Origin of the sequence: Pseudophaeobacter sp. A-200-2 (assembly GCF_041008815.1) — a bacterium.
GTDB lineage: Bacteria > Pseudomonadota > Alphaproteobacteria > Rhodobacterales > Rhodobacteraceae > Phycobacter > Phycobacter gallaeciensis_A.
This window is the reverse complement of sequence record NZ_JAXGFU010000005.1, coordinates 54,953-81,369: the sequence shown is the minus strand read 5'-3', so window position 1 is coordinate 81,369 and position 26,417 is coordinate 54,953. Positions and strand designations below refer to the sequence as shown.

Sequence of the window (26,417 nt, the reverse complement as noted above, 5' to 3'; positions counted from 1 at the left end):
GATATCGTTCTGGGGGACCGTCGTGGAAGACGGTCAGGTTAAATCTGGTGTACGCGCACGTTGCGCAGGATGGTTTGCAGGGTGGTCACGAACTGACGCTGCTCCTCGGCGCTGATGCCGGTGAACATCTGGGCATAGGCTTCGGCGATATGCGGCCAGAGCTTTTCCTGCGTCTCTCGGCCCTTGGGGGCCATGAAGATCCGGGTGGCGCGGCTGTCGTCGGGGTCGGGACGGCGGATGATCAGCTCGTCCTGTTCCAGCTTGTCCAGCGACCGGCTGAGCGTGGATTGTTCGACCACCGCATAGACGGCGAGTTCACGGATCAGCAGCCCGTCGAGCACCGACAGCACGGCGAGGGCGCGCATCTTGGCCGTGTTGAGGCCGAGCGCCGCCATCTCTTCGCGCAAGGACGCGTTGTAGCGGCCCATGATGCGGTTCATCAGGTAGGGGGGGAAGTTTTCCAGCCCGATTTCACCCAGACGGGGCAGCGGCGTGTCCGCTTCCTGTTGGTCTGCCGTGGCCGTGGTGGTGTCGTCCGTGCTCATGCGCCCATCCTTTTTGCAAGGTTGTAGCCGGACCCTCCGCCCAGACCAGGTCCGGGGTGGGTCGCGGCCCCAATCAGATGCAGGTCCTTCACTGCGGTGGCGTTATTGACCGATTGCGGGAAGGGGCGCCAGACAAAGAACTGGTCCAGCGTGCAGGATCCGCCATAGGGATCGCCGCCCACCAGGTTCATGTTCAGATCCTGAAGATCGGCAGGGGAATAGGCACGGCGGGCCAGTTTGATCTTGTCGAAATCCTTGATGTGGCGGGACAGGATCGCCTCGATCCGGTCGGCAAAGGCTTCGCGGGTCGGTTCATCCCACTCGGGTCCACTGTCGATCTCTTTTGCGGCGTCGCCTTTGATAACGCGGGGGGCGTCGGGGATCTGCAGCCACAGGATTGCCTTGCCATCGGGGCATCGGCTGGGATCCATGCGGTGGGGCTGGCCCACGCAGATCGTGGGCGTTTCCGGCAGCATGCCGCGTTCGGCCTCGTTGGCGGATTTCGAAACGCTGTCGACCCCGTCCGAAAGATGGATCAGGGCGACGTCTTCCAACCCCTCGCTCAGCCATTCAGGGACGGCATCCAGCGCATAGTGCAGCTGGAAATTGCCACGCCCATGGCGGTAGTTCTTCGCGGCCTCCGGCGCCGTTTCCTGCGGCAGCAGGCGGCCATAGAGTTGCGACGGCGTGACCGAAGCGATGACCGAGGCGCCGCGGATGACCTCTCCGTCGGCGGTTTCGATGCCGGTGGCGCGGCCATTTTCGGTAAGGATACGCGTCACATCAGTGCCGGTGCGAATCTCGCCGCCATTGGCGGTGATCAGCCGTTCAAAGGCTTCGGCGGCAGCCCCGGCGCCACCTTTGACCACCGGCGCCCCGGCGGCCTCCAGCGCAAAGGCAATGACGCGGCCCATCTGCCCGGAATAAGTGCTTTCGGGGGTGAGGCCGCAATGCAGCACCCAGGGTGCCCAAAGCGCCTGAAGGTCTTCGGAGTCATAAGAGCTCTCCAGCCAGCCGCGTGCCGGTTGCAGCGCTGCGCCGACCCAGGATTTGAGCCCGTTAAGGCCGCGTTTCCAGGCCTGTTTTGCCAGCAGTTTCGCGGTTCCAGCAGACCAGAGCGGTCCGCCCAGCAAGGCGAAAAGGAATTCGGCATCCGCCTCGATCCCGCCCACATCGCGGCCATGTTGCGCCCCGTCGCCGGGGCTAAGCGCGTCAAAGGCAGCGATATTGGTGGCGCGGTCCATGGTTAGCACGGTGGCGCGGCCATCGGGGCGCAGGACCGCCGTGGGGCGGTCCGTGTGACAGAACTCAAGCCCGTGTTCCGCCAGATCGCCCGCCAGTTCTGCATAGGCGGGCGAGGTGAGGAACAGGACGAAGGTCGCCGCCATCACATCATGGGAATACCCGGGCAGCGTGATCTCATCGGTGCGCAGGCAGCCTCCGATGCGGTCCGAGCGTTCGAGCATCAGAACCGGTTTGCCCTTGCGGGACAACAGCGCTGCGGCGACCAGTGAATTGATCCCGGTGCCGATGATGATGTGAGGGGCGGCGGCCATCTGCTCTTATCCCTTGGGGACCAGCGCCAGCGCGCGGATCGGGCTGCCGGTGCCGCGCTGAATCTTCAGCGGGGCGGCAATCAGGATGGCGCCCTTTGCGGGCAGCTTGTCCAGGTTGGCAAGCGAGGCCAGGCCAAAGCGGTTGTTGGCATGCAAGAGGTTGTGCGCCGGGAAGGGCGGGGTCATGCCGCCAGCCATGCCTGCGTCGGTGCCGATGCACTGGCTGCCCCAGCCGACGATGCCCTTGTCGACCAGATACTGGATCACCTCGGCGGTCGGTCCGGGAGTATGCGGTCCGGTTTCATCGGCGTTGAGGAACTTGGCCTCGTCGTCGGCGTATTGATCCCAGTCGCTGCGCAGGACGACCCATTCACCGGCCTTGATCTCGCCGTGCTCGGCCTCCCAGGCCTTCACGTGGTCGATGGTCAGCAGGAAGTCGGAATCTTCGCCGCACTCCTTGGAGAAGTCGAGCACGTTCACCGGCGCGATCAGGCGCTGCACGTCCAGCGTGTCGGTGTAGCCTTCTTCGAAATCCTTGCCGGTGATCCAGTGATGCGGTGCATCAAAGTGGGTGCCGGTGTGTTCGCCCAGCTTCATCCAGTTCCAGGCAAAGAAGGGGCCGTCTTCGTCGTATTCGCTGATCTTGTGGATTTCGACCTTGGGTGTGTTTTTCGCGAAATCTTCCGGCAGCTGCAGGATCGGAGTGTTCGGCCCCAGAACCCCGGTGCAGTCCACCACTTCGATTTCCCCGGTCAAAAGCTTGGCGCCAAGCCCGTCCAATGCGGTTGTTGCGGTCATTATCGCCTCCCGTGTTGTGCGCGGTCTGAAGGTGCCGCTTTTTGCGATGACAAATCCATGCTAGACATAATTACATGCATTTGCAAATATCAATATGTAAAGGATAAAGGAATCTGCCCATGTCAGCGGCGCCGGACGCAGTCATTATCGGAAGCGGTCACAACTCTTTGGCCTGTGCTGCGCATCTGGCGGCAAAGGGCTGGAGTGTGGCCGTATACGAGCGCGCCGAAACGCCCGGCGGGGCAGTAAAAACCGGAGAATATACGCTTCCGGGCTTTCGCCATGACTGGGCCGCGATGAATATGTCGCTCTTTGCAGGGTCCGCCTTTCATCAGAAATATGCCGAGGAATTGGCCGGGCACGGGCTTGGATTCGCCCCCGCGGCGGATTGTTTTGCCTCGGTTTTTCCGGATCAGACTTGGTTGGGTATCGGTAATGATGCGGCGGCCAATGTGGCGCGAATCGCAGCTGAAAATGCCACGGATGCAAAAGCCTGGGAGGCGTTGAGCGCCGCGTTTCCAGAGCGTGCTGAAACTTTGTTCGCTTTGCTGGGCAGTCCGATCAATAAACGTGCATTTGCATCTTTAGGCTGGAAGTCCTGGCGCAAGATGGGCGCTGCCGGGCTGATGGATCTCGGGCAGTTTCTGGCGTCTTCGCCGCGCAGCTGGCTGGAAGAGACATTCGAATCGTCAAAGGTCCGTGCCCTTCTGGCGGCCTGGGGCATGCATCTGGATTTTGCCCCGGACATCGCGGGCGGTGCGCTGTTTCCTTACTTAGAAGGACAGGTGAACCAGGCGTTTGGCATGGTACTGGGGCAGGGCGGCGCCGATGGCATCATCAAGGCCATGATCGCCATGATCGAGGCGCGCGGCGGATCGGTAACCTGCGGCGCCGAGGTATCGCGGATTCTGCATACGGGCGGGCGCGCCACGGGAATCGAGCTGTCGGATGGCACCAAAGTCGAGGCAAAACGGGCAGTGATCGCCAATGTCGCCCCTGCCGCGATGCTGCGGCTGACCGGGGGCACAGCCGACAAACGGTATGATCGCGGGATGGAGAAATTTTCTCACGCGCCGGGGACCATGATGATCCATCTGGCGATGGAGGATCTGCCGGACTGGGCGGCGGGGGACGATCTGAAACGCTTTGCCTATGTGCATATGGCACCCGAGCTTGACCAGATGGCGCGCACCTATGCGCAGGCCAAGGCGGGGCTGTTGCCGGATGAGCCGGTGATCGTCTGTGGTCAGCCCACCGTCATCGACCCCAGTCGCGCGCCCGAGGGCAAACATGTTCTATGGTTGCAGGTGCGCATGGTGCCCGGTCAGATCAAGGGCGATGCCGCCGGGCAGATCACCGCCACCGACTGGACAGAGGCAGCGCAGCCCATGGCAGAGCGCGCGCTCGATATCCTTGAAACCTATGCGCCCGGTACAAGGGCAAAGATCCTTGGCCAGCATATCGTGACGCCCACCATGCTGGAGGCCGATAACCCCAACCTTGTGGGCGGGGATCAGGTCTGTGGCGGTCACCAGCTCAACCAGCATTTCATGTTCCGGCCCCTGCGCGGGTTTGCGGATGGCTCCACCCCGATCCGTGATCTTTATCACACCGGGGCGGCTGTCTGGCCCGGAGCGGGAACCGGAGCCGGGGCGGGATACCTCCTCGGGCAAAAACTGGCCGGCACCTAATCACAACAACATGTCGGCCTTCCAACCAACAGGGAAAAGCAAAATGAAATTGACAAGACGCACTTTACTTCAGAGCACCGCCGCCAGCGTGGCGCTTGCCGGGGCCAGCCTGCCCAGCTTTGCCGCCGGGATCGAAGAGTTGGTGATCGCCTATAACGTCAACCTGCCCAGCTGGGACCCGACCGTCGGTCCCTCGGCGGTTAACCCCACGATCCAGGGCATCTATCAATCGGTGTTTGATCTGTTCATCCCGCAGAACCCGGATCTGTCATTCGGCTCGGGGATTATCACTGATTATGGTTGGAACGATGACAAGACAAAGGTCTGGATGGATGTGCGCGAAGGCGTCACCTGGCACAATGGCGATCCGCTGACACCCGAAGACGTGGTCTGGTCGCTGGAACGCGCGGGCAACCCCGAGACCGGCAACCCGATCCAGTTCATTTGGGGCAAGATCGGCAATTTCTCCATCGAGGGGAACCGCGTCACCGCCGATGTGCTGGCCTATGAGCCGACGATCTTCAAATGGATGAGCTTCCTGACCGGCTATATCCTGCCCAAGAAATACTACGAGGAAGTCGGCGCCGATGGCTTTGAGGCCGCGCCTGTGGGCACCGGTCCTTATATGGTCGAAAAGTTCGAGCGCAACGCATTCGTGCGCCTGAAGGCGAACGAGAATTACTGGGGCGGCGCGCCCGAGTTCAAATCGGTCACCATCAAGTTCGTGACCGATGCCGCCAGCCGCGTGGCCGAGGTGGAATCGGGCAACGCCCATGTGACGCTGGAAATGCCCTATGAGGAATTCGACCGCCTGAAGGAAAAATCGGGCATCATGGGCACTGCCGCACCGGTGTCGGATATCGGCATGATCTTCATCAACGATATCGAAGTGATGACCGATCCCAACGTGCGCATGGCCATGGCCCATGCCATCGACAAGCAGCTGATCATCGACCGGCTGCTGTCCGGCTATGGCGTGGCGATCGACACGCTGCAGACGCCCGATTACGTGGGCTATGACGAGACGATCAAGGTCGCCTATGATCCGGAGAAGTCCAAGGAGCTGCTGGCGGCCTCTGGCTATGGTCCCGACAATCCGGTGAAATTTACCATCCAGACCACCCGCGGGTTCAAACCCAAGGATTACGAGATCATCCAGGCCATCGTCGGTCTGTGGCGCCGGGTCGGTATCGAGGCCGAGATCGAAGTCTACGAGATTGCCAAACACTACGAGCTGCGCGCGGCGGATACATTGGCGCCCGCGGCCTTCTACAACTGGGGCAACTCGATTGGTGATCCCACCACTTCGACCGGCTTTGCCATGTTCGGCCCCTCGCCGCATTCGGTCTGGGACGGTGAGGAGCTGATGCAGAAGATCCTGCCGCTCTGGGGTGAATCGGACGAGGACAAGCGGATCGCGGGCTGGAAGGACGTGGACCGTTTCATCGCCGAGAACGCGCTGGTGATCCCGCTGCTGCAATATGTTCAGCCGATCCTGCACAGCGATCAGGTAAAGGTGGTGCCGCATGCCTCGGGCGCGCTGTTGCCGCATCTGATGACACGGGCCTGATCCCTCTCTCCCTTGGTTGCGGGGCATCGGTCTGATTGTGCCGGTGCCCCGCGGCCCTTTTTCACGACCTCACAGAACGAAGGTAGACAATGCAGATCCTGCGCAGAATGATCGCGCGGCTCGCGGCCACTATGGTGACGCTGGTCGGGGTGGCGATCATCGTCTTTGTGGTTATCCGCGTGGTGCCGGGCAATCCGATTGCCATGATGCTGCCGCCGGGGGCCACCGATGCGGATATCCAGCGACTTCAGGCGCTTTACGGGTTCGACAAATCGATCCCCGAACAATTCCTGATCTGGGCCTCTGGTGTGCTTCAAGGGGATTTCGGAACCTCGATTTCCCTGCGCCAGCCGGTGTCCGAACTGGTGCTGGGCCGTCTGCCCGCCACGTTGGAACTATCAGTAATGGCGCTGGTAATCGCGGTGATCCTTGGCGGCACCATGGCTTTGACCGCGACGCTTTACCGGGGCACGCGCGTCGAAGGTGCGATCGATGTGGCCGGGGGCATGGCCCTGTCGGTGCCCGACTTCCTGTGGGGGCTGGTGCTGATCCTGCTGTTTGGCGTGCTTTGGCCGCTGTTTCATATTTCGGGCCGGGTGTCGCCCTCGCTGGGGTTCGAGTTCCAGTCGAATTTCTATCTCTGGGAAAGTTTCATCCGACTGAGGTTCGATGTCTGGGCCGATATCGTCGCCCATATGTTCATGCCCGCGCTGGCGCTGGCGATCCCGCTGGCGGCGATCATCTCGCAGCTGCTGAAACAGTCGCTGAAGGAAACCATGCATCTGGATTACGTGACCTTGGCGCGCACCAAGGGCTACGCCGAGACCAGCATCATCACCCGCGAGGCGTTGCCCAATGCGATCCTGCCGACGCTGACTCTGGTTGGCGTGCAGTTCACCTTCCTGATTGGCGGCACGGTCATCGTGGAGCGGCTGTTTTCTTACGAGGGGCTGGGTAACATGGCCATTGATGCGGTGATCAACCGCGATCTGCCACTGATCCAGGGCATCGTGATCCTGTTCGCCCTGATTTTCACCGTGGTCAATCTGGTCGTCGACATGACCTATGCCGCCCTGAACCCCAGGCTCCGCCATGCGTGATACCCGAGCACATACCCGCAAACCGGGCCTGCGCCTGTGGCTGTCCGGGGGCTGGATCAGCCTCCTGGTGCTAGCCGCCCTGCTGGCGCCCTGGATCAGCCCGCACGACCCACTGGCGCAGGATCTGTTCGCAGGCCGAATGCCGCCCTTCTGGGAGACGGGCGCCGATCCAAATTACTGGCTGGGTACCGATTCCCTGGGCCGCGATGTCCTGAGCCGCATTCTGCACGGCGCCCGTCTGGCGCTGAGCGTCGCGCTGATCGCCGGGGTGCTGACCTGTCTGATTGGGGCCACGCTGGGGCTGATCGCTGGCTATTATGGCGGCTGGGCGGATCTGTTGATCTCACGCCTTGTGGACATCTGGATGGCCTTCCCGCCGGTTCTGTTCGCGATCTTGCTGATCGCGGTTCTGGGCACTGGCATGACTTCGATTATCATCGCCATCGTGGTGATTGACTGGACCCGTTTTGCCCGGGTGATCCGGGCCGAAGCGATGAGCCAGGGCAAGATGGATTACGTCGCCTCGGCACAGGTTGTGGGGCGCACCCGGTTCGGCACCGCGCTGACGGAAATCCTGCCCAACGTGCTGCCGACCATCGTGGCGCTGCTGACGCTGGAGATGGGCATCGCGATCATCGTCGAGGCGATCCTCAGTTTTGTGAACCTGTCGATCTCCACCGATGCGCCCACCTGGGGCGGGATGATCGCCGAGGGGCGCACCTCGGTCCATCAGGCCTGGTGGGTTCTGGTCTTCCCGCTGGTCGCCCTGTTTTTCACCGTTCTCAGCTTCTCGCAGCTTGGCGAGGGTCTGAAGGACCATTTCGATCCGGTGCTGCGATGAGCTTTCTGTCCATTCAAGACCTGACCGTGCGCCTCAGGGGCAATGTGCCGATCTTGCGGCGTGTGTCGCTCGATGTGGCGGCGGGTGAATCCCGCGCCCTTGTCGGCGAAAGCGGCGCAGGCAAATCCATGATCGGCAAATCGGTGCTGGGCACCCTGCCGCAGGCGCTGGGAATCACCGGCGGGCAGATCATCTTGGAAGGCGAGGATCTGGGCCAGCTGTCACCGCGCGCGCGCCGCCAGAGGATTGGCGCCAAGGTCGCCCTGATCCCACAGGATCCGCTGACCGCGCTGAACCCTTCGCGCCGGGTGGGGCCGCAGATCACCAACCGGCTGGTGGATATCCTTGGCTGGTCGCGCAAGGCGGCCGAGGCCCGGGCGCTGGAGCTTTTGGAAGAGGTGCATATTCCCGATCCCGCCCGCGTCATGCGCGCCTATCCGCACGAGCTGTCCGGCGGTATGCGCCAGCGGATCCTCATCGCCTCCGCCTTTGCGGCAGAGCCGAAGCTGATCATCGCGGATGAGCCGACGACCGCGCTGGATGTCACCGTGCAGAAGCAGATTCTGCGGCTGATCTCGGACATGCAGCAACGCCATGGCACCGCGCTGTTGTTCGTAACCCATGATCTGGGCGTGGTCTCCAAGGTCTGCCAGACCATGACCGTGCTCTACTCCGGCAAGGTGGTCGAGGACACCAAGGTGCGTGATTTCTTCGCCAACCCGGGGCATCCCTATTCGGCGGCCTTATTGGCGGCGACGCCGAAATACACCGATCCGGACGGCAGTCTGACCCCGGTCCCCGATGCGGTGATCCGCGCGGTGGAGGAAGAGGTTGCGGCCTTTGACCGACAGATGGAGGGCTCGGCATGAGTGATGTGATCTATGATGTGAAGGATCTGCGGCTCAGCTTTCCGGATATGTCGCGCAAGCCACTGCTGGGTCCCGCGCCCCGGATCGAGATCCTCAAGGGGCTGACCTTCCAGATCCCCAAGGGTGAGGTTTTGGGCATCGTCGGTGGCTCCGGCTCGGGCAAATCCACGCTGGGGCGGGCGCTGATCCGGTTGATTGAACCGGACAGTGGTCAGATTTCGTTTGAGGGGACAGACATCACCCATATGTCAGAGGAGGCCCTGCGCCCCCTGCGGCGGCGGTTCCAGATGATCTTTCAGGATCCCCTGTCCTCGCTTAACCCGCGCCGCCGGGTGGGGGGGATCATCGCCGGTCCCTTGCGCCTGCATGGGTTGGAGGGGATCGACGCCCGCGTAAATGAGGCGCTGGATATGGTGGGCCTGCCACGCAGCTTTGCCAGCCGCTATCCGCATGAATTGTCCGGTGGGCAGCGTCAGCGCGTCGGTATCGCCCGCGCCATCGCCCTGCGCCCCGATTTCATCCTCGCGGATGAGATCGTCTCGGGGCTGGATGTCTCCAGTCAGGCGCAGGTGCTGAACCTGCTCGAAGAATTGGTGCGCGAGCTGGGCCTGACGCTGGCCTTCATCAGCCACGATCTGTCGGTGATCCGCCGCCTGTGCAGCCGCATTCTGGTGCTCTATCAGGGTGAGATCGTTGAAAACGCCGCCACGGCGGACCTGTTCGCTGCGCCGACTGCGCCCTACACGCAAGACCTGCTGTCTGCGATCCCGCTGCCCGATCCCGATCAAGTTTGGGCGTAACGGGGAGCTGCAAGACCCTGTGCACCGCACAGGCAAAAGAAAAGCCGCCCCGGGTAGGAGCGGCTTTTTTAATTTTATAGAGGTTGAAAATCAGTCGGTGGACCAGCCGCCGACGGCCTTGATTTCCAGGAAATCCTCAATCCCGAAGATACCGCCTTCACGGCCGTTGCCGGACTGCTTCATGCCACCAAAGGGCGCACCGGGAGAGCGGGACTGGCCGTTCATTTCCACCATACCTGAGCGCAGCACACGGGCCATGCGGTTGGCTTTGGCGCCGTCCTGGGTCTGCACATAGTTGGTCAGACCATAGGGCGTGTCGTTGGCGATCTCGACGGCTTCTTCCTCGGTTTCGAAGGGGATGATCGACAGGACCGGGCCAAAGATCTCTTCACGGGCGATGGTCATCTGGTTGTTCACATCGGCAAAGACGGTCGGTTTGACGTAAAAGCCCTTGTTGAAGCCTTCAGGGCGCCCGGTGCCACCGGCGATAAGGCGCGCGCCTTCGTCGATGCCCTTCTGGATCAGATCCTGAATCTTGTTCCACTGGGTTTCATTGACCACGGGGCCGATGTGGCGACCTTCCTCGGACGCCGGGCCGACGGTGACCTTGGCGGCGACTTCGGCAGCAGTGGCAACGGCCTGATCGTAGATGCCTTTCTGAACCAGCATCCGCGAGGGCGCGTTGCAGCTTTGGCCGGTGTTGTTCATCATGTGCAGCACGCCGCGCTTGACCGCTTTTTCGTCGGCATCGTCAAAGATCACGTTGGCGCCTTTGCCGCCCAGTTCCAGATGCACCTTCTTCAGGGTGTCAGCAGCCGCCTTGGAGATCGCGGTGCCTGCGCGGGTCGAGCCGGTGAAGGATACCATGTCCACATCCGGGTGCGCCGACAGCTGCGAGCCGACGCCGACGCCATCGCCGTTCACCAGGTTGAAGACGCCGGCGGGGAAACCTGCCTCGTCCATCAGCTCGGCAAAGATCATCGCATCCAGCGGGCTTTCCTCGGAAGGCTTCAGAACCATGGTGCAGCCCGCGATGGCTGCCGCGCCGACCTTGAGTGTGATCTGGTTCATCGGCCAGTTCCAGGGCGTGATCAGGGCAGCAACACCGACGGCTTCGTAGATGATGCGGTCGTTCTGGAAGCGGTCGCTCAGGGGGCGTTCAAATTCAAACGCCTTGGCCGCGCGGACAAAATTCTTCAGGTGGAAGATGCCGGCGCCGACCTGTTGGGTGCGGGACATCTCGATCGGGGCGCCCATCTCGGTGGACATGGCCTGGGCCAGATCTTCGCCGCGGGCCTGGTAGACCTCGATCAGCTTTTCCACCAGCGCGATCCGCTCTTCTACCGGGGTCGCCATCCAGCCGGGCAGGGCGGCCTTGGCAGCGGCAACGGCGGCATTGGTATCGGCTTCGGATCCCAGGGAAATCACTGCACAGGGTTCTTCGGTGGAAGGATCGATGACATTGTGATCCTTGGCTGCCGCAGGAGCAACCCATTGGCCATTGATGTAAAAGTCGCGTTTCTCGATCATGTCCAGATCTCCCAAATCAGACGTTTCGCCAGTTTGTACCGACGCTTTCGCGCGCCACTGTGTCACTGCCTTGACCCTTGGGCAAGACCACATTCACATAATTTGATCAAATTATGTGAGGCGGATTTTCGCGGATAAACCCAGGGTTTTCCGTTTTGTCGCAGGTGATTGGCACTTTTGTGCTGGTCTTGACGCCGCAGGGGTTTAACCTGCGCTGCGATTGATTACCTTGCGTAGCAAGATACGTATTGAAAACTGAATGTGAACGCAGAGAGGAGACCGTCATGGGTTTGCGCATCAACGATGTGGTTCCGAATTTCACCGCCGAGACCGATCAGGGCACCATCACCTTCCACGACTGGATCGGGGACAGCTGGGCGATCCTGTTTTCCCACCCCAAGGATTTCACCCCGGTCTGCACCACTGAATTTGGTGCCGTGGCGCAGCTGTCCGAGGAATGGGCCAAGCGCAACACCAAGGTGATCGGCGTGTCCGTTGACGGTGTCGAGGACCACAAGAAATGGAAAGGCGACATTGAAAGCTATGCCAAAACTCCGGCAGGCTTCCCGATCATCGCGGACGAAGGGCTTGCCGTGTCCAAGGCCTTTGACATGCTGCCCGCCGAAGCCTACCTGCCCGACGGCCGCACCCCGGCCGACAGCGCCACCGTGCGCTCGGTCTTCATCATCGGCCCGGACAAGCAGCTGAAACTGTCGATGACCTACCCGATGTCGGTGGGCCGCAACTTTGCCGAGATCCTGCGCGCGCTGGACGGTCTGCAGATGACCACCGGCCACGGCGTTGCCACCCCTGCCGACTGGGTGCCGGGTCAGGATGTGATCATCCCGCCGACCGTGTCGAACGAAGACGCCAAGGCCAAGTTCGGTGAGTTCGAAACCATCTTCCCCTACCTGCGCAAGACCAAAGCGCCGGAATAAGTCGGAAGACCATTTTGAAGTTCAGCAAGGGGGCCGTTTGGCCCCTTTGTCATGTTCGGGTCATGTCTGGGGCGCGTCGGCAGTGTTCTCGTGAAATACAAGGTTGAACCCTTCTTGCGGCGTGGGCAGCGTAAAGTGCCGTGAGAACTGGTGAAACTGTTCTTCGCTGGCGGCAAAAGGGTGGTCACCTTTGGCGTTGCGGACCCGCAGGCGGGCAAGGCAAAGCTCATCCGGAATATCCAGCACATGCAGTTGATGGGCCGCGTTTGTAGTGTCGAGAATACCGCGCATCCAGGCGCGCTGCTGGACCGTGTTCGCGGCGAAATCCAGCACCACGGAAACCCCTGCGTTGAGCAGGTTACACACATGGGGCGCCACGGTCTGGCGTAGCCGCCCGGTACAACGCAGGTAATCGGCCCCGGACGTGACCTCTCCGGGGTAAAGCGTGTTCAGCCATTCGTCCTCGGCAATGCACACGGCCTTGTCTTCGCGCGTCAGGTGGTCGGCGAGGGTGGATTTTCCAGAGGCGATCTTGCCGCACAGCATGTGCAGCGTCGGAGGTGTTTGAGACATTTCAGAAACCCTTGAAGGCGCGCGCAGGTTCTATGTGGCGCGCATGTATTGTTCAGCGTTCGACCACCCGGCCCGACGATCAGGCCGGGACGGTAATTCGTGCTTGGCGCGGCAGGGGGAATGTCTGAACGAAGGCTTTCATGATGCGGTTCCTGGCATAGTCCCGGGCTTGGGTCCAGTCTGCGGGTCTAACCGGCCGTCTGCGGGCGGGCCGCGACCTGGGCCCGATAGAGCGTCCGCTTGAATTCACGCGCCAGCTTGTTGCCGCTTTTCTTTTTCTGGATGGTCGATCCGCCCAGTGCCTCGGTCAGCTCGCTGACGCCATTGGGCAGGATGGTCTGGATCTGTTGCCCGTGGATCCAGTGCATCTGCAGGAAGGTATCGACGGGCCGGTCGATGGTGGTGCTGGCAGCCAGAAGGTTCGCCGCCGCGTTGCGCCCCACCACCTGCGCGACGGTCTGAAGGCCGATCACGCGGGGCAGGAACAGCTTGCTGTCGCCCGCCTGATCGATGATGGCAGCGGGGCTTTCGCGCCGTTTGGCGGGCAGGCGGATGAAGCTGTCCGCATCCGCGTGTGTCTCGACCAGCGACAGCGCCACCTGCCAGAGATCCGGATCAACAGAGAGGTCATCCTCGACGATCAGCGCATATTCCCAGCCCTCATCCAGGATTCGCTGCCAGCAGTTTCGGTGTGACAGGAAGCAGCCGACCTCTCCGGGGGACAGCGGGAACGGGTAGCGCGGATCATGCACATCCCCATGGCGGGTCGGGTGGACGTGATGGCTCACCGCCTCGCGTCCGTTCACCGCTTCGGCCACCTCGGCATTCGGCAGTGTATAAAGCAGATGTTCGACATTTGCGCCGCGTTTGCTGTTGCCGGACATGTGGATGATCAGGGTGTGCATGGTCAAATCCATATCGGGGAACGCGTTGAGGGGGAAGGCCGCAGTTCCTTGAACGGCGCTGACAGAAAAGGCCCCGCCGTTGCCAGCGGGGCCTTTCTTGTTCGAAGCGAGGCTGCGGATCAGTCCGCGGCTTCTTCTTTCTTTTCAGGTGCGGCGGGTTCGCCGGTTTCCTGATCGACGACTTTCATCGACAGGCGCACCTTGCCGCGGTCGTCAAAGCCCAGCAGTTTGACCCAGACTTCCTGACCTTCCTTCAGAACATCCGACGGATGGTTCAGGCGGCGGTTCTCGATCTGGCTGACGTGCACCAGGCCGTCGCGCTTGCCAAAGAAGTTCACGAAGGCGCCGAAATCGACAATCTTCACGACCTTGCCTTTGTAGATGGCGCCTTCTTCCGGCTCTGCCACGATCGCGTGGATCATGTCATAGGCCTTCTGGATCGCGTCACCGTTGGAGGAAGCGATCTTGATCACGCCGTCGTCGTTGATGTCGACCTTGGCACCGGAGGTTTCCACGATTTCGCGGATGACCTTGCCGCCCGAACCGATCACTTCACGGATCTTGTCGGTCGGGATGTTCATGGTCTCGATGCGCGGCGCGTGGACGGAGAACGCGTTGGTTTCCGACAGGGCCTTGGACATCTCACCAAGGATGTGCATCCGGCCGTCCTTGGCCTGGGCCAGGGCTTTTTCCATGATCTCGGGCGTGATGCCTGCGACCTTGATGTCCATCTGCAGCGAGGTGATGCCGTTCTCGGTACCCGCAACCTTGAAGTCCATGTCGCCGAGGTGGTCTTCGTCACCCAGGATGTCGGACAGGATTGCGTAGGAGCCGTCGTCTTCGAGGATCAGGCCCATGGCCACACCGGCGACCGGTGCTTTCAGCGGAACGCCTGCGTCCATCATCGACAGCGAGCCACCGCAGACCGACGCCATCGAGGAGGAGCCGTTCGATTCGGTGATTTCGGACACCACGCGGATGGTGTAGGGGAAGTCGGTTGCCGCGGGCAGAACCGCCTGCAGCGCGCGCCATGCCAGCTTGCCGTGACCGATTTCGCGGCGGCCGGGGCCACCCACGCGGCCAACTTCACCAACCGAGTAGGGCGGGAAGTTGTAGTGCAGCAGGAAGTTGGATTTGAAGTTGCCGTGCAGGGCGTCGATGAACTGTTCATCATCGCCGGTGCCCAGCGTGGTCACGACCAGACCCTGGGTTTCACCACGGGTGAACAGGGCAGAACCGTGGGTCCGCGGCAGCAGGCCGGTTTCCGAAACGATGTCGCGGATCTCGTCGGTCTTGCGGCCGTCGATACGCTTGCCGGTTTTGACAACGTCACCGCGCAGAATGCCGGCTTCCAGTTTCTTCAGAGCAGAGCCGAGGTTGGAATCTTCCAGCTGCTCTTCGCTCAGCGCTTCCTTGATGGCTTCGCGCGCGGCGGCAACAGCGGCGGTGCGCTCCTGCTTGTCCGAGATCGCAAAGGCGGCGCGCATCTGCTCTTCTCCAGCGGCTTTGACCGCTTCATACAACTCGGAGTAATCCGGTGCGGCAAAGTCAAACGGCTCTTTGGCGGCTTCTTCGGCCAGCGAGATGATCAGGTCCAGAACCGGCTGGATCTGCTCGTGGGCAAAGTTCACGGCGCCCAGCATTTCTGCTTCGGACAGCTCGTAAGCTTCGGATTCCACCATCATCACGGCGTTCTTGGTGCCGGCAACAACCAGGTCCAGGCGCTGATCGGGGTTCAGGCGCAGGTCCTGCATGTCGTCCACGGTCGGGTTCAGGACGTATTCGCCGTCTTCGAAACCAACGCGGCAGCCGGCGATCGGGCCCATGAAGGGGGCGCCAGAAATGGTCAGCGCAGCCGAGGCAGCGATCATTGCGACGATGTCGGGGTCATTGACCAGATCGTGGGACAGCACGGTGCACATCACCAGAACTTCGTTCTTGAAGCCGGGGACGAACAGCGGGCGGATCGGACGGTCGATCAGACGGGCGGTCAGGGTTTCCTTCTCGGTGGGGCGGGCCTCACGCTTGAAGAAGCCGCCGGGCACTTTACCCGCGGCGTAGTATTTTTCCTGGTAGTGCACGGTCAGGGGAAAGAAGTCCTGGCCGGGCTTTTGCTGGCGGGCAAAGGTGACGTTTGCCATAACCGAGGTTTCGCCGAGGGTGGCAATCACAGAGCCATCTGCCTGGCGGGCAACCTTGCCGGTTTCCAGTGTGAGCGTTTCCTCGCCCCACTGCATTGATTTCTTCGTAACGTTGAACATGTCAGCATCCTAAGTGGGAGCACTCCCAGGCGTATCCCGGGTCTCCCGTTGTCATGGCGGCCCCATTGCCGCCGACCCCCTCCATCTTTCTTTCGAGCGCCGGGGCCATGGCGCAACGTCTCAGATGCCCGGCCTATACATCACTTTGGCCCGGAATGAAAGAAAAACAGCTCGTGGAGACCTACAGGAAGGAGGTTCACGCCTCTGCGGCGCGTTTCAGCATTGCGGCCTCAACAGCGGCAAGGCGTGCAATGGCCTGCCGGTCGGTTCCTCCATCCTGTTTCACCTTCATCCAGATGCTGCGGCAAGAGCGCGGCGACCACGGCAGGGCGGCCTCTTGCATCCAGGCCCGCAGGCTGGGCGGTAAGCGGTCATACTCCGTCATCGCATTTCCGTTACGTTTGCGGATGGGCAGGCCGGTGGCGCCCAGATTGCGGCGTCGCGGGTGTGGCATAGGTGTCCTTCGAAATGCTGCTTCGGTATGTAATAACATATCAAATTGAAGCGGCAAGCTGCCGGTACTTCGGGACCCGGATCGCGCCCTTTCCTTGCCGGTGGGGCCATCGGGCGGTTAGCTTCGCCTGATGAGCAAAGACACGGACGACATTGAAATCAGCGACGCGATGGTCGGCGATATCCTTGCGACCGAGGTGCCGCAATGGGCTGGCCTTCCGCGGAGTCGCATCGAATCGTCTGGGACGGACAATTGCATGCTCCGTATCGGGGAGCAGATGGTTCTGAGGGTCCCGCGCCGGTGGTCGGCGACTCAGTATCTGGCCAAGGAGTTGGACTGGCTGCCGCGCCTACAAGGTCTGCCGCTTGCGGTTCCGGTGCTGCGGCACCGCGGCTGTCTGCGGGATGATCTGCCCTTTGGCATATTCGACTGGATCGAAGGGGATCTCGCAAACCCCGCAAAGATTGCGGACCCGGTTGCGGCGGCGCAAAGCCTTGCGGATTTTCTGACGGCGCTGCACCGGACCGACACGGAGGGCGCACCCGTTGCGGGGGATGGCAACAATAGGCGTGGCGTCGCGCTGCAGGACCTGACCCACGTGGTGCATCCGGCCATCGATATCCTCAAAGATGAGATCGACGCATCGCGCGCACGTTGCCTGTGGGACGCGGCCTGCGATGCCGGGTTTCAGGACCGACCCGTCTGGCTGCACGGGGATCTGAAGGCGGACAATCTGATTGCCCGGAATGGTACCTTACGGGGGGTGATCGATTGGGGCCTGTCGGCAGTTGGCGATCCCGCCGTCGATTATGCGGCGGCCTGGACCTGGGTGGACCCTGCCGCCCGCACCGCGTTTCGCGACCGTCTGGAACTGCAGGACCGCGCGTGGGTACGGGCTAGCGGCTGGGCGCTCTATTGTGCGGTCGTTGCCCTCAGTTTCTATCGTGGCGGCAAGAATGAGGCGCTGTGCCGACAATCACGGCTGACCCTGTCCCGGCTGGATCTACTGCGCTAGGTGAATGGAGAGGATCGGTTAGCCGGGAAGCCCATCGATGGTTTCCACAGTCTCAATCGCATCGGTCCAGGCCGCGCGGCTGGCGTAGCAGATGCGGGCCGTGGGCCGGATAGGGATCTCACTGTCCAGCGCACCTACGGGCACGACCAGCAGGGCGCCATCCATCTGCAGCGTCGGCAGCGCTGATCCGCAATCCGTGCAAAAGCTTTTGACGTGCTGCGTGTCAGGCAACTGGAAACTCTTGACCCTGTCCCGCCCGGTTAGCCATTCAATCTCTGCCTGGGTGGAAAACAGATTGGCCGCATGCGCGGACCCGCTGTCCTTGCGGCAGCGCGCGCAGTGGCACAGGAAGAAGCTTTCAAATGCGCCGTGGATGTGAAACCGGACAGCTCCGCACAGACAACTTCCCGAGCAGCTTCCCGAGGTCAGGTGTTCCATATTTCTGCTCTTTCATTGTCTGAGCTGGGAAAGCGCGCTTCACACGCAGTAAAACCCTACATCATGTGTCGGCAGCCGGTAAACGAGGGCTGGTGATGGGCCAACCACATCCCATCCGGTTCCCGCCAATAAAAAACGCCCGCTCCTTTCGGAACGGGCGCATGCATCGAAATGCAAATGTCGCGCTTAGCGGCGGATGCCCAGGCGCTTGATCAGGTCCTGGTAACGGGCCTCATCCTTGCCTTTGGTGTAGTCCAGCAGCTTACGACGCTGAGCAACCATCTTCAGCAGACCACGACGACCGTGGTTGTCTTTCTTGTGGGTCTTGAAGTGCTCGGTCAGGGTGTTGATGCGCGAGGTCAGAATGGCAACCTGGACTTCGGGCGAACCGGTGTCGCCTTCTTTGGTTGCGAATTCTTTCATCAGGCGTGCTTTTTCTTCAGCAGTAATCGACATCGGGGTCTCCTTTGAAAAGGTTAGAGAAATGGCGCAGGCCGGGATGTCGTCCAGCACAGGCCCATGGAGAAGTCCGCCGCGATTCCACGGCAGATGCGGGCGTATAGGCGGTTTTGCGGCAAAAAGCAAAGGAGATGTTGCTGCCTCCCGGTTTTCCGCCTTTGACGCTCAGGCCCGGCGCCAGCGCGGGAAGGGGTCGGGCAGATCCGCCAGTCCTGCCAGCGCGTCCGCATCGGGGACCGTCATCAGGCAGGTCTCCAGCTGCGCCTTCAGGCGCGGCCAGTCGATCCCGCTGCCGATGAATACCAGTTCCTGCCTGCGATCACCAAAGGGGTCCTGCCAATGTGCCTGCAGGTATTCCTGCGCCTGGGCATGAGTGGGCCTGCGTTCTTCGGGAACTGTGGCCCACCATGTCCCCAGCGGCGCAACGCTGGACAGGGCACCGGCAAGCGAGAATTCCGCCACCCAATCGGGGCGGGTGGCAATCCAGAAATGCCCCTTGGCGCGGATCACGCCGGGCAGATCCGCATTCAGAACCCGGTGGATCGCCACCGGATCAAAGGGCGCGCGGGCGCGGAAGACGAAGGACTGGATATTATATTCATCGCTTTCGGGCGTGTGGTCGGCAAAACCATAGAGTTCCTTGGCCCACATCGGGTGCTCATGCGCGGTTTCAAAATCGAACAGGTGGGTATCGAGGATATCGTCGGGCGCGACCTGGCTGTGATCCACCTCGATAATGCGGGCATCGGCGTTGAGGCTGCGGATGATCTTGCGCGCGGCATCGGTGCGGGCTGGGCCTGCGTCGGACACCTTGTTGAGGATCACCACATCGGCAAATTCCATCTGATCGGTCAGCAGGTGGACAAGGCTGCGGGTATCCGCTTCGCCCATCGTCTCACCCCGGTCGCCAAGCTGATCGTGGCTGGAGAAGTCATCCGGCAGGTTCACCGCATCGACCACGGTGACCATGGTATCCAGCCGCGCAACGTCGGACAGGCTGACGCCAGCCTCATCGCGGAAGTCAAAGGTCGTCGCCACCGGCAGCGGTTCGGATATGCCGGTGGATTCGATCAGCAGATAGTCGAACCGGCCGGTTTCAGCGAGGCGGCGCACCTCGGTCAGAAGATCGTCGCGCAGGGTGCAGCAGATGCAGCCGTTGGACAGTTCCACGAGGTTTTCTTCGGTCTTGCTCAGCTCGGGCGTATTGGCGCGCACCAGATCGGCGTCGATGTTCACCTCTGACATATCGTTGACAATCACGGCGACGCGGCGCCCGTCGCGGTTGTTCAGCACCCGGTTCAGCAAGGTGGTTTTGCCCGCACCGAGAAATCCGGACAGCACTGTGACGGGAAGGCGAGAATCCTGCATGGTTTGCTCCAAATGTTATGTTATGACATAACAATCACGAGAGAAGCAAAGGCGCAACCCTGCAAGCCGTCTATCCGTGCCGGTTCAGGCCGCAATCGGATCGGTCAGCTGGGCAGCAGGTCGGCGAAGGTCGGATCGTTCACATCGACCAGTTGAATGTCCGAGGCCGATAGCGGCGCGGCACCACTCACGCGCAAGGCCTCGGTGCCGTTCACGCGGATTACCTGCTCATCCGGGGCATCGGGATCCTGTTCCACGGTGATCTCCGGTTCCGGTTCGCTGCCGGGGGACCAGAAAACCATGAGCTGGTCCTCTTCGGGATCATAATCGACCAGTTCGACAGGGGGCTGGTCGCCATCCGGGGCTCCGTCGATATCTCCGGCCATGATCAGATCGGCGCCGCTGCCCGCAGTGACGATATCCCCGGCTCCGGCAACCAATGTGTCGTCGCCATCGCCCCCGTTCAGGAAATCGCTGGTGTCATCGTCATCGGCGCCCCAGACCAGATCGTTGCCCCGGCCACCGAACAGCGTGTCGTTCTGGGTGCCGCCGCTCAGCGTGTCATTGCCATCGTTGCCATGCAGCGCGTCGCTGCCTTCGCCGCCGCTCAGCACGTCGTGACCCTGTCCGCCGTGGGCCACATCCTCGGCCCCGCCGCCGGTCAGGGTGTCATTGCCGAAGTGACCATACAGCGTGTCATCGCCATCCTCGCCAGCAATGTGATCGTCGCCGTCTTCACCATGCAGCAGATCACGTCCCCAGCCACCCGCAAGCGTGTCATCGCCGTCGCCACCGTGCAGGACGTCATGGCCGCCGTCGCCAGACAGGGAGTCGTCGCCTTCGTTGCCGTCCAGCTGGTCATCGCCATCGCCACCGAACAGAATATCGGCCCAATCGCTGCCGGTCAGCAGTTCGGGTTCATCGGTGCCGGACAGGTTGAGCCCATCCGTGGCACTGTCGGTGCCGTCACCGGTTTCGCCATCGGTGGTCGTCCCGGTGTCGCCGCTGCCACTGGCAGAGCCGTCATCTGTAGCGGTGCTGTCCGGGTCGTCGGGGTTCAGAAATTCGGAAGGCGGCACGATGACGGCTCCGGTGTCCTCACCGGAGCCTTCGCCCGCTGCCTCATCCGAGTCGTCGGTGTCGTTCAGATCGTCGTCACCGCCGCTGAAATCCACAAACATGGCCCCGCCAACAGCCACAAGACCAAAAAGGCCGGCCAACCAGAGCATCGGCCCCACTCCTTACGCAACAAATTTCTATCCCTGAGTATACTCTCGCACAATTAAGGATTTGCCTCAAAACAAACCGGGAACATCGGTTAACGAAACAATACCGGGGTCGGCGCCTTTGGGATCATGCCCAGGGTTGCGGCTGCTGGCTGTAGGCGATGTAAAGCGGGTGTTTCGGATGGCCGTGTTTGCTGAGGCCAAGGTGAAACAGAGGCTGTCCGGTCGCCCTTAACGCATTCTCAATGCGGGGACCTTGATCGCGGTGGGCGCCATGGGTGCCCCAGGCGCAGATGATCTGATCGGCCCACTCTGCGCCGGATAGGATCGCGGCCTCATTCTCCGGCCCTTCGGGATCCTTGGCGGCGCGCATCACCCGCGGGTCGGTGGCGCGGATGGCAAAGATATTGGTGGCCCGGAAGCCGCCAAACCCCAACGTGCGCGCCCGTCTTTCGCAGCGTTCGATGGTCGGGTCGTTCTGTACCTCGGTCGCGGTCGAGGGGTTCAGCATCACGAACATTACCTTTGCCCCCTTTGGATCCCAGACGCGGGTCAGGCTATAGCGATAGGTCTCGCAATCCGAATAGACGGCGGTGGAGGGCGCATCGCCCTTGGTATGGCTGCGGGTGATCATGGGGCAGGGATGCCACGCTGCCCCCGGAGGGGCAAGCGCGGGCGTTACTGGTTGAAGACGCGGCTCGGGTGCAGCTCACCCGCCTTGTAGATGCCGACGGCGACGGCCTTTCCGTCAATCGAGGCCCAGGCCTCGTCGCCGTACTCCACGTCGGAGGCCAGCACCATGCCCGGGTTGCCGTTGCGTAGGCGTGTGGCACCTTCGGGCGTGCATTTCAGCTCGGGGAGGTCAGCCAGACCTTCCTCCAGCGGGCGCAGATGGGTGTCGAGTTCCGGCGTGCGCTGCATCCGTTCGATCTCTTCCAGCGACAGCCCATCGGCAGCATCGAAGGGGCCGGACCAGATCCGGCGCAACTCCTTCACATGGCCATGACAGCCAAGCGCGGCACCCAGATCGCGCGCGATGGAGCGGACATAGCCCCCCTTGCCGCAGGTCATTTCCAGCACCACGTGATCGGCATCCGGACGGTCGATCAGTACCAGCTCCTCGACCCACAGGGGACGGGCGGCGATCTCGAAATCCTCGTCGCCATCGCGGGCAAGTTTATAGGCACGCTGCCCGTCGATCTTCACGGCGGAGAATTTCGGCGGCACCTGCATGATCTCACCGATGAACTGACCCAGCGCGGCCTTGATCTCGTCGTCGGAAGGGCGCGCATCGCTCTGGGCGATCACCTCGCCTTCGGCATCGTCGGTGTTGGTCGCCTGCCCCAGCCGCACGGTGAAGGTATAGGCCTTCAGCGCGTCGGTGATATAGGGAACCGTCTTCGTTGCCTCACCCAGGGCCACCGCCAGAACACCCGTCGCCTCGGGATCAAGCGTGCCCGCATGGCCGGCCTTCTTGGCCTCAAGCGCCCAGCGCACCTTGTTCACGACAGCGGTCGAGGTCAGCCCCGCGGGCTTGTCCACCACCAGCCAGCCGGAAATATCGCGCCCCTTGCGTTTGCGTGCCATGCCTGTTCCTCGATGATGCTGAAAGAGGCGCGCGGGGTAGCGCAGCCAGAACAGCCTGTCAATTGTGCCGGGTCTGTTGTGGCGCCATTTCTATGCCCCGTCTATGCTCAGGCGGGCTGCACGGCGGCTATTCGACGACGCCCACCACTGGCCCCATCGAGAAACCGGCATCCGACCGGCCCAGCTCAGGCGCGTGCAGGCGCGAGATATTGCCATCAAAATAGAGTGCATTGGGCAGATTCAGGTAATCGCGGAACAGGCTGCCGAACTGGTGGAATGTCACCGCGTTGCGCGAAATGACAAAGACCGCGCGCTGCCCGTCTGCCGAGGTGCCGACACCGTTGCGCACGTAGTAGGAGGTCGAATCCGGCAGGAAGCGCGGGTGCAGCTCCCCGTCGATCACCAGCATCGGCCCCGACTGGGTGGCATCGCGGCAGCTGGCGCCGCTGTCACGGAACTTCAGCGTTTCGATCACATCGGCGCGGTTATCGTTGATGCAGAAGACACCATTGGGCAGCAGGCCGAAATTGCCGGGGCCCGCATTGGGGACAAGCCGCATTTCCTGCTGGCCATCCTCGACATAAAGCCCGACCGGAGAGCGGTCGGCGTGATACATTCCGGCATTGGTGGCAAAGGAGAGGGACTTTCCCTCTTTGCCAAGGTCGGCATCGATGGCGGCAAAATGGCCGTAGGGTTTCCCCTCTGCGTTCCGCAGGAACAGCCGCAACTCTTCCTTGCCCGCGTCGACTTCGCAGATGGTGTAGCGGCTGCCATCATAAGAGGCGTCACGGCATTCGACGGCTGCGGCGACAGAGGCCGACAACCCCAGGCAAAAGGCGGCAAGCGCAACTGCCGCCCGCAGGATCAATCGTCGATATCGCGGCGCACCGCGTCCTGGTTCAACATCCGGCGGGTGTCATCCATCTGATCAAAGGTCTGATCCAGCTGGAACCGCAGATCCGGCGCGTATTTGAGGCCGAGCTTCTTGCCCGCCATGCGGCGCAGCTCACCCTTGTTGCGGGCCAGCAGCTTCAGCACCTCGTCCTGCCCCTTGCCGCCGAGCGGCAGCACATAGGCGGTGGCGATCTTCAGGTCGGGTGAAATGCGCACCTCGCCCACCGTGATCGACATGCGGTTGAGTTCGGGGTCATGCACATCACCGCGCGCCAGCACCTCGGACAGGGTGCGGCGGATCAGTTCGCCGACGCGCAGCTGACGTTGAGAGGGGCCGGGGCCATCGTGGAATTTGTTCTTTGCCATATCTTCGATCTATGCCGAAAGCTGCCCTTTGCCAAGACGTGCGCAAGACGGTAGGACAAAACCAGCAAAAGAACGAAGCGCCAGCCAGCGAAAAGGATCGGGCCAATGACTCATAAACCGGGGATCGTGATTACCGGAGCATCCGGTCGTATGGGGCAGATGCTGATCAAGACGGTTCTGGACAGCGACAAGGCGACCCTTGTCGGTGCGGTGGAACGCGGCGGTCACGATTGGGTCGGCCGCGACGTGGGTGAGGCGATGGGCGGCGTGCCTGTGGGTGTCACCGTCACCGATGATGCGCTTGAGGCTTTTTCCAAGGCGCAGGCGGTGATCGATTTCACCGCGCCTGAGGCCACGCTGGAATTTGCCGCCCTTGCTGCGCAGGCCCGCGCCGTGCATGTGATCGGCACCACCGGCATGACGGATGAACAGATCGCCCAGCTGGCGCCCGCCGCGCGTCACGCGGTGATCGTACGTGCGGGCAATATGTCCCTGGGCGTGAACCTTCTAGTGCAGCTGACCAAGAAGGTCGCCGCTGCGCTGGACGAGGATTTCGATATCGAGGTGATCGAGGCGCACCATCACCACAAGGTCGACGCGCCTTCCGGCACTGCGCTGATGCTGGGCGAAGCCGCCGCCGAAGGGCGCGGGGTCAATCTGGCGGATGTCTCGGACCGGGGCCGCGACGGTATTACCGGTGCGCGTAAACGCGGCGATATCGGCTTCACCGCGATTCGCGGTGGTGACATCGTCGGGGAGCATGACGTGCTGTTCGCCGGTGCCGGAGAACGCATCGTGTTGCGCCACATGGCCACCGACCGCGCCCTGTTCGCCCGTGGCGCGCTGAAGGCGGCGCTGTGGGGGCAGGACAAATCCCCCGGTGAATACGACATGATCGACGTGCTGGGACTTTAAGCCGTCACCTTTTGGCTGTCATGGTGCCGCCCCCAACCTGAACAAGGGGCGGTGAAGGAACGCTGCCGATTAGAAATCGATGGCTATGCCTTTCTTTTCCCAGTCGCCATAGCGGGCGGGGTCGGGGCCGTCGCGTCCGCCAAGCTCGGTCGGGGGTGGTGCCTTGGCAGCTTCGGCCTTGCGGCGCTCTTCGGCTTCGGCCAGGGCGCGTTTGGCTGCGGGAGGCAGGTCTTTTTCTGCGGGGCCTTCCGGCGTGGTCTCGTCGCTCATCGCGGGTTCCTTTATGCTTGGGCCATGATATACGCCCCTGTCCGGCGGGAACAAGCCGCCGAGACGCAAAGCCCTTCTGATCCCTTGCTGGCTCTACGCCGCCATAGAAAGCCGAGACCCGATGTCCGACAAAGCCCCCGATGCGCTGCAGGCCCGCAGAACCACGATCTATCTTTTGGATCAGGTGCTGGGTGAGGGGCGGCTTCTGGCTGAATGTTTTGCGGCGGGTGCCCTTGAAAAACTGCAGCCGCAGGACCGCGCCCGCACCCAGCGGCTGGCGTTGGAAGTGCTGCGCAGCCTGGAGCGTGCCGATCGGATCCTGCAGAAGCACCTGAAAAAGAAACCGCCGCTGACGGTGATGAACGCGCTGCGCCTTGGCACGGTTGAGCTGTGCTCGGGCGGGGCCGCCCACGGGGTGGTCAATGCCATGGTGACCATCGTGTCGAAACACCGCCGCCATGGTCAGCTGAAGGGCATGGTCAACGCGGTGTTGCGCAAGGTTGCCGATCAGGGGCCTGCGGAATGGGCCAAGTTGCGCATTCCCCGCCTGCCGAACTGGCTGCGCAAGCCGCTGGTGCAGGCCTGGGGCGCTGAGGCGGTGCTGGGCATGGAGGCTGCGCATTTTGCAGGCGCGCCGCTGGATATCACCGCCAAACCCGGTGCGGACCTATCGGCGCTGGGCGGGGAACTCCTGCCCACCGGATCGCGGCGCCTGTCCGATGCCGGTCAGGTTTCGGCCTTGCCGGGGTATGAGGCCGGGGAGTGGTGGGTGCAGGATGCAGCCGCAGCGCTGCCCGCGCAGATGCTGGATGTGCAGCCCGGCGAACAGGTGTTGGATCTTTGCGCCGCACCGGGCGGCAAGACCATGCAGATGGCGGCAGCCGGGGCGCAGGTGACCGCCGTCGATGCCTCTGCCGGACGGATGGAGCGCCTACGCGAAAACCTTGCCCGCACCAGGCTGAGTGCGGATCTGATTGTGGGTGATGCACTGGAGCAGACCGGGCAATTCGATGCGGTGCTGCTGGATGCACCCTGTTCGGCCACCGGAACGATCCGGCGCCACCCGGATCTGCCCCATGCCAAGGATGGCAGCGAATTCGGCGGGCTCATTGAATTGCAGGCGCAGATGCTGGCCCATGCCTGGGATCTGGTCAAACCCGGCGGGCGCATGGTGTTCTGCACCTGCTCCCTGTTGCCGGATGAGGGCGAATGCCAGGTCGAAGAGGCGCTTGAGATGTTTCCGGACATGACAGCCGACCGTGAGTGTTTTGACGGTCTGGGCACAGATCCGGCCTGGATCACCGAGGAAGGCGGCTTGCGCCTGCGTCCGGATTACTGGGCGGATCGGGGCAGCCTGGATGGGTTTTACATGGCGCTCTTGCGCAAGGCGGGCTGACCTTTCTCCCACCGGAACGTGCTTTGATTTTGCCCGGCGGGGCAATTCCGCC

At 62.2% G+C, this 26,417-nt stretch carries 27 protein-coding genes; 10 read left to right on the top strand and 17 right to left on the bottom strand.

The window, feature by feature from the left end; genetic code table 11:
* Positions 1 to 38: 38 nt before the first annotated feature.
* Genes SM766_RS09180 through SM766_RS09170 form a run of 3 tightly spaced genes read right to left on the bottom strand, consistent with a single transcriptional unit; the run spans position 39 to position 2,899 of the window.
* Entirely contained in the window at positions 39 to 545 is a 507-nt protein-coding gene (locus tag SM766_RS09180) for a MarR family winged helix-turn-helix transcriptional regulator (protein ID WP_274829864.1), read from the bottom strand.
* Positions 542 to 2,101, bottom strand: a complete 1,560-nt coding sequence (locus tag SM766_RS09175; RefSeq protein ID WP_368947587.1) for a phytoene desaturase family protein — start codon at positions 2,099 to 2,101, stop codon at positions 542 to 544. Before SM766_RS09175 ends, SM766_RS09180 begins: the two co-directional genes overlap by 4 nt.
* A gap of 6 nt (positions 2,102 to 2,107) precedes the next feature.
* Positions 2,108 to 2,899, bottom strand: a complete 792-nt coding sequence (locus SM766_RS09170; RefSeq protein WP_065271831.1) for a cyclase family protein — start codon at positions 2,897 to 2,899, stop codon at positions 2,108 to 2,110.
* Positions 2,900 to 3,018: 119 nt separating this feature from the next.
* Between SM766_RS09170 and SM766_RS09165 the strand changes: the two genes are divergently transcribed.
* The 6 genes from SM766_RS09165 (at position 3,019) to SM766_RS09140 (ending at position 9,770) form a co-directional block, all read left to right on the top strand.
* Complete coding sequence (locus SM766_RS09165; RefSeq protein ID WP_368947586.1) at positions 3,019 to 4,590, top strand: phytoene desaturase family protein; 1,572 nt, start codon at positions 3,019 to 3,021, stop codon at positions 4,588 to 4,590.
* A gap of 43 nt (positions 4,591 to 4,633) precedes the next feature.
* On the top strand, positions 4,634 to 6,160 hold the full coding sequence (locus tag SM766_RS09160) for an ABC transporter substrate-binding protein (protein ID WP_274829860.1): 1,527 nt from the start codon (positions 4,634 to 4,636) through the stop codon (positions 6,158 to 6,160).
* Positions 6,161 to 6,249: 89 nt separating this feature from the next.
* Positions 6,250 to 7,260 (top strand): ABC transporter permease, encoded by a 1,011-nt coding sequence (locus SM766_RS09155; RefSeq protein ID WP_274829859.1) that lies wholly within the window; start codon positions 6,250 to 6,252, stop codon positions 7,258 to 7,260.
* Positions 7,253 to 8,101, top strand: coding sequence for an ABC transporter permease (locus SM766_RS09150; protein ID WP_368947585.1), 849 nt, complete (start codon positions 7,253 to 7,255; stop codon positions 8,099 to 8,101). Before SM766_RS09155 ends, SM766_RS09150 begins: the two co-directional genes overlap by 8 nt.
* Complete coding sequence (locus SM766_RS09145) at positions 8,098 to 8,970, top strand: ABC transporter ATP-binding protein (protein ID WP_274835273.1); 873 nt, start codon at positions 8,098 to 8,100, stop codon at positions 8,968 to 8,970. The genes SM766_RS09150 and SM766_RS09145 overlap by 4 nt, the downstream gene beginning before the upstream one ends.
* Complete coding sequence (locus SM766_RS09140) at positions 8,967 to 9,770, top strand: ATP-binding cassette domain-containing protein (RefSeq protein WP_368947584.1); 804 nt, start codon at positions 8,967 to 8,969, stop codon at positions 9,768 to 9,770. The genes SM766_RS09145 and SM766_RS09140 overlap by 4 nt, the downstream gene beginning before the upstream one ends.
* Positions 9,771 to 9,860: 90 nt before the next feature.
* On the opposite strand, the gene SM766_RS09135 is transcribed toward SM766_RS09140, so the two are convergent.
* On the bottom strand, positions 9,861 to 11,300 hold the full coding sequence (locus SM766_RS09135; RefSeq protein WP_368947583.1) for an aldehyde dehydrogenase family protein: 1,440 nt from the start codon (positions 11,298 to 11,300) through the stop codon (positions 9,861 to 9,863).
* Positions 11,301 to 11,584: 284 nt separating this feature from the next.
* Between SM766_RS09135 and SM766_RS09130 the strand changes: the two genes are divergently transcribed.
* Entirely contained in the window at positions 11,585 to 12,238 is a 654-nt protein-coding gene (locus tag SM766_RS09130; protein ID WP_065271823.1) for a peroxiredoxin, read from the top strand.
* Positions 12,239 to 12,298: 60 nt separating this feature from the next.
* Here SM766_RS09130 and SM766_RS09125 read toward each other — a convergent pair whose 3' ends face one another.
* From SM766_RS09125 to SM766_RS09110, 4 genes are all read right to left on the bottom strand, one after another.
* Positions 12,299 to 12,811, bottom strand: coding sequence for a P-loop nucleotide/nucleoside kinase family protein (locus tag SM766_RS09125; RefSeq protein WP_368947582.1), 513 nt, complete (start codon positions 12,809 to 12,811; stop codon positions 12,299 to 12,301).
* 188 nt (positions 12,812 to 12,999) lie between these two features.
* A complete protein-coding gene (locus SM766_RS09120) occupies positions 13,000 to 13,716 on the bottom strand; it encodes a glycosyltransferase family 25 protein (RefSeq protein WP_368947581.1) in 717 nt (238 codons plus the stop codon).
* Between the two features lie 119 nt (positions 13,717 to 13,835).
* The gene (pnp, locus tag SM766_RS09115; RefSeq protein ID WP_065271821.1) at positions 13,836 to 15,977 is read right to left on the bottom strand and encodes a polyribonucleotide nucleotidyltransferase; all 2,142 of its coding nucleotides are present in this window, start codon (positions 15,975 to 15,977) and stop codon (positions 13,836 to 13,838) included.
* Positions 15,978 to 16,173: 196 nt separating this feature from the next.
* Positions 16,174 to 16,431: a DUF6525 family protein gene (locus SM766_RS09110; RefSeq protein WP_368947580.1), complete on the bottom strand. Its 258-nt coding sequence runs from the start codon at positions 16,429 to 16,431 to the stop codon at positions 16,174 to 16,176.
* Positions 16,432 to 16,561: 130 nt separating this feature from the next.
* Between SM766_RS09110 and SM766_RS09105 the strand changes: the two genes are divergently transcribed.
* Positions 16,562 to 17,446, top strand: coding sequence for an aminoglycoside phosphotransferase family protein (locus tag SM766_RS09105; protein WP_368947579.1), 885 nt, complete (start codon positions 16,562 to 16,564; stop codon positions 17,444 to 17,446).
* Between the two features lie 18 nt (positions 17,447 to 17,464).
* Here SM766_RS09105 and SM766_RS09100 read toward each other — a convergent pair whose 3' ends face one another.
* The 8 genes from SM766_RS09100 to rbfA form a co-directional block, all read right to left on the bottom strand.
* The gene (locus SM766_RS09100) at positions 17,465 to 17,884 is read right to left on the bottom strand and encodes a GFA family protein (protein ID WP_368947578.1); all 420 of its coding nucleotides are present in this window, start codon (positions 17,882 to 17,884) and stop codon (positions 17,465 to 17,467) included.
* A gap of 186 nt (positions 17,885 to 18,070) precedes the next feature.
* Complete coding sequence (gene rpsO / locus SM766_RS09095) at positions 18,071 to 18,340, bottom strand: 30S ribosomal protein S15 (RefSeq protein ID WP_019295116.1); 270 nt, start codon at positions 18,338 to 18,340, stop codon at positions 18,071 to 18,073.
* Positions 18,341 to 18,508: 168 nt separating this feature from the next.
* A complete protein-coding gene (locus SM766_RS09090) occupies positions 18,509 to 19,711 on the bottom strand; it encodes a GTP-binding protein (RefSeq protein WP_368947577.1) in 1,203 nt (400 codons plus the stop codon).
* A 104-nt stretch (positions 19,712 to 19,815) separates the two neighbouring features.
* Positions 19,816 to 20,940 carry a calcium-binding protein gene (locus tag SM766_RS09085; RefSeq protein WP_368947576.1) on the bottom strand — a complete coding sequence of 375 codons (1,125 nt, stop codon included), beginning with the start codon at positions 20,938 to 20,940 and terminating at the stop codon, positions 19,816 to 19,818.
* A 124-nt stretch (positions 20,941 to 21,064) separates the two neighbouring features.
* Positions 21,065 to 21,571 carry a DUF1643 domain-containing protein gene (locus tag SM766_RS09080; RefSeq protein WP_368947575.1) on the bottom strand — a complete coding sequence of 169 codons (507 nt, stop codon included), beginning with the start codon at positions 21,569 to 21,571 and terminating at the stop codon, positions 21,065 to 21,067.
* A gap of 44 nt (positions 21,572 to 21,615) precedes the next feature.
* Complete coding sequence (gene truB, locus SM766_RS09075) at positions 21,616 to 22,524, bottom strand: tRNA pseudouridine(55) synthase TruB (protein WP_368947574.1); 909 nt, start codon at positions 22,522 to 22,524, stop codon at positions 21,616 to 21,618.
* A gap of 127 nt (positions 22,525 to 22,651) precedes the next feature.
* Positions 22,652 to 23,392: a phosphodiester glycosidase family protein gene (locus tag SM766_RS09070; protein ID WP_490363075.1), complete on the bottom strand. Its 741-nt coding sequence runs from the start codon at positions 23,390 to 23,392 to the stop codon at positions 22,652 to 22,654.
* Positions 23,389 to 23,784, bottom strand: coding sequence for a 30S ribosome-binding factor RbfA (gene rbfA / locus SM766_RS09065; RefSeq protein WP_065271812.1), 396 nt, complete (start codon positions 23,782 to 23,784; stop codon positions 23,389 to 23,391). The genes SM766_RS09070 and rbfA overlap by 4 nt, the downstream gene beginning before the upstream one ends.
* A gap of 105 nt (positions 23,785 to 23,889) precedes the next feature.
* On the opposite strand from rbfA, the gene dapB reads away from it, so the two are divergent.
* Positions 23,890 to 24,699: a 4-hydroxy-tetrahydrodipicolinate reductase gene (gene dapB / locus SM766_RS09060; protein ID WP_274833053.1), complete on the top strand. Its 810-nt coding sequence runs from the start codon at positions 23,890 to 23,892 to the stop codon at positions 24,697 to 24,699.
* Between the two features lie 69 nt (positions 24,700 to 24,768).
* Here dapB and SM766_RS09055 read toward each other — a convergent pair whose 3' ends face one another.
* Positions 24,769 to 24,969: a DUF1674 domain-containing protein gene (locus SM766_RS09055; RefSeq protein WP_065271810.1), complete on the bottom strand. Its 201-nt coding sequence runs from the start codon at positions 24,967 to 24,969 to the stop codon at positions 24,769 to 24,771.
* 121 nt (positions 24,970 to 25,090) lie between these two features.
* On the opposite strand from SM766_RS09055, the gene SM766_RS09050 reads away from it, so the two are divergent.
* Positions 25,091 to 26,365 carry an RsmB/NOP family class I SAM-dependent RNA methyltransferase gene (locus SM766_RS09050; protein ID WP_368947573.1) on the top strand — a complete coding sequence of 425 codons (1,275 nt, stop codon included), beginning with the start codon at positions 25,091 to 25,093 and terminating at the stop codon, positions 26,363 to 26,365.
* The last annotated feature ends 52 nt before the right edge of the window (positions 26,366 to 26,417 follow it).

Coding starts and splice junctions, on each gene's coding strand:
- SM766_RS09180 (WP_274829864.1), bottom strand. CDS start 545: ATGAGCACGGACGACACCACCACGGCCACGGCAGACCAACAGGAAGCG.
- SM766_RS09175 (WP_368947587.1), bottom strand. CDS start 2,101: ATGGCCGCCGCCCCTCACATCATCATCGGCACCGGGATCAATTCACTG.
- SM766_RS09170 (WP_065271831.1), bottom strand. CDS start 2,899: ATGACCGCAACAACCGCATTGGACGGGCTTGGCGCCAAGCTTTTGACC.
- SM766_RS09165 (WP_368947586.1), top strand. CDS start 3,019: ATGTCAGCGGCGCCGGACGCAGTCATTATCGGAAGCGGTCACAACTCT.
- SM766_RS09160 (WP_274829860.1), top strand. CDS start 4,634: ATGAAATTGACAAGACGCACTTTACTTCAGAGCACCGCCGCCAGCGTG.
- SM766_RS09155 (WP_274829859.1), top strand. CDS start 6,250: ATGCAGATCCTGCGCAGAATGATCGCGCGGCTCGCGGCCACTATGGTG.
- SM766_RS09150 (WP_368947585.1), top strand. CDS start 7,253: ATGCGTGATACCCGAGCACATACCCGCAAACCGGGCCTGCGCCTGTGG.
- SM766_RS09145 (WP_274835273.1), top strand. CDS start 8,098: ATGAGCTTTCTGTCCATTCAAGACCTGACCGTGCGCCTCAGGGGCAAT.
- SM766_RS09140 (WP_368947584.1), top strand. CDS start 8,967: ATGAGTGATGTGATCTATGATGTGAAGGATCTGCGGCTCAGCTTTCCG.
- SM766_RS09135 (WP_368947583.1), bottom strand. CDS start 11,300: ATGATCGAGAAACGCGACTTTTACATCAATGGCCAATGGGTTGCTCCT.
- SM766_RS09130 (WP_065271823.1), top strand. CDS start 11,585: ATGGGTTTGCGCATCAACGATGTGGTTCCGAATTTCACCGCCGAGACC.
- SM766_RS09125 (WP_368947582.1), bottom strand. CDS start 12,811: ATGTCTCAAACACCTCCGACGCTGCACATGCTGTGCGGCAAGATCGCC.
- SM766_RS09120 (WP_368947581.1), bottom strand. CDS start 13,716: ATGCACACCCTGATCATCCACATGTCCGGCAACAGCAAACGCGGCGCA.
- pnp (WP_065271821.1), bottom strand. CDS start 15,977: ATGTTCAACGTTACGAAGAAATCAATGCAGTGGGGCGAGGAAACGCTC.
- SM766_RS09110 (WP_368947580.1), bottom strand. CDS start 16,431: ATGCCACACCCGCGACGCCGCAATCTGGGCGCCACCGGCCTGCCCATC.
- SM766_RS09105 (WP_368947579.1), top strand. CDS start 16,562: ATGAGCAAAGACACGGACGACATTGAAATCAGCGACGCGATGGTCGGC.
- SM766_RS09100 (WP_368947578.1), bottom strand. CDS start 17,884: ATGGAACACCTGACCTCGGGAAGCTGCTCGGGAAGTTGTCTGTGCGGA.
- rpsO (WP_019295116.1), bottom strand. CDS start 18,340: ATGTCGATTACTGCTGAAGAAAAAGCACGCCTGATGAAAGAATTCGCA.
- SM766_RS09090 (WP_368947577.1), bottom strand. CDS start 19,711: ATGCAGGATTCTCGCCTTCCCGTCACAGTGCTGTCCGGATTTCTCGGT.
- SM766_RS09085 (WP_368947576.1), bottom strand. CDS start 20,940: ATGCTCTGGTTGGCCGGCCTTTTTGGTCTTGTGGCTGTTGGCGGGGCC.
- SM766_RS09080 (WP_368947575.1), bottom strand. CDS start 21,571: ATGATCACCCGCAGCCATACCAAGGGCGATGCGCCCTCCACCGCCGTC.
- truB (WP_368947574.1), bottom strand. CDS start 22,524: ATGGCACGCAAACGCAAGGGGCGCGATATTTCCGGCTGGCTGGTGGTG.
- rbfA (WP_065271812.1), bottom strand. CDS start 23,784: ATGGCAAAGAACAAATTCCACGATGGCCCCGGCCCCTCTCAACGTCAG.
- dapB (WP_274833053.1), top strand. CDS start 23,890: ATGACTCATAAACCGGGGATCGTGATTACCGGAGCATCCGGTCGTATG.
- SM766_RS09055 (WP_065271810.1), bottom strand. CDS start 24,969: ATGAGCGACGAGACCACGCCGGAAGGCCCCGCAGAAAAAGACCTGCCT.
- SM766_RS09050 (WP_368947573.1), top strand. CDS start 25,091: ATGTCCGACAAAGCCCCCGATGCGCTGCAGGCCCGCAGAACCACGATC.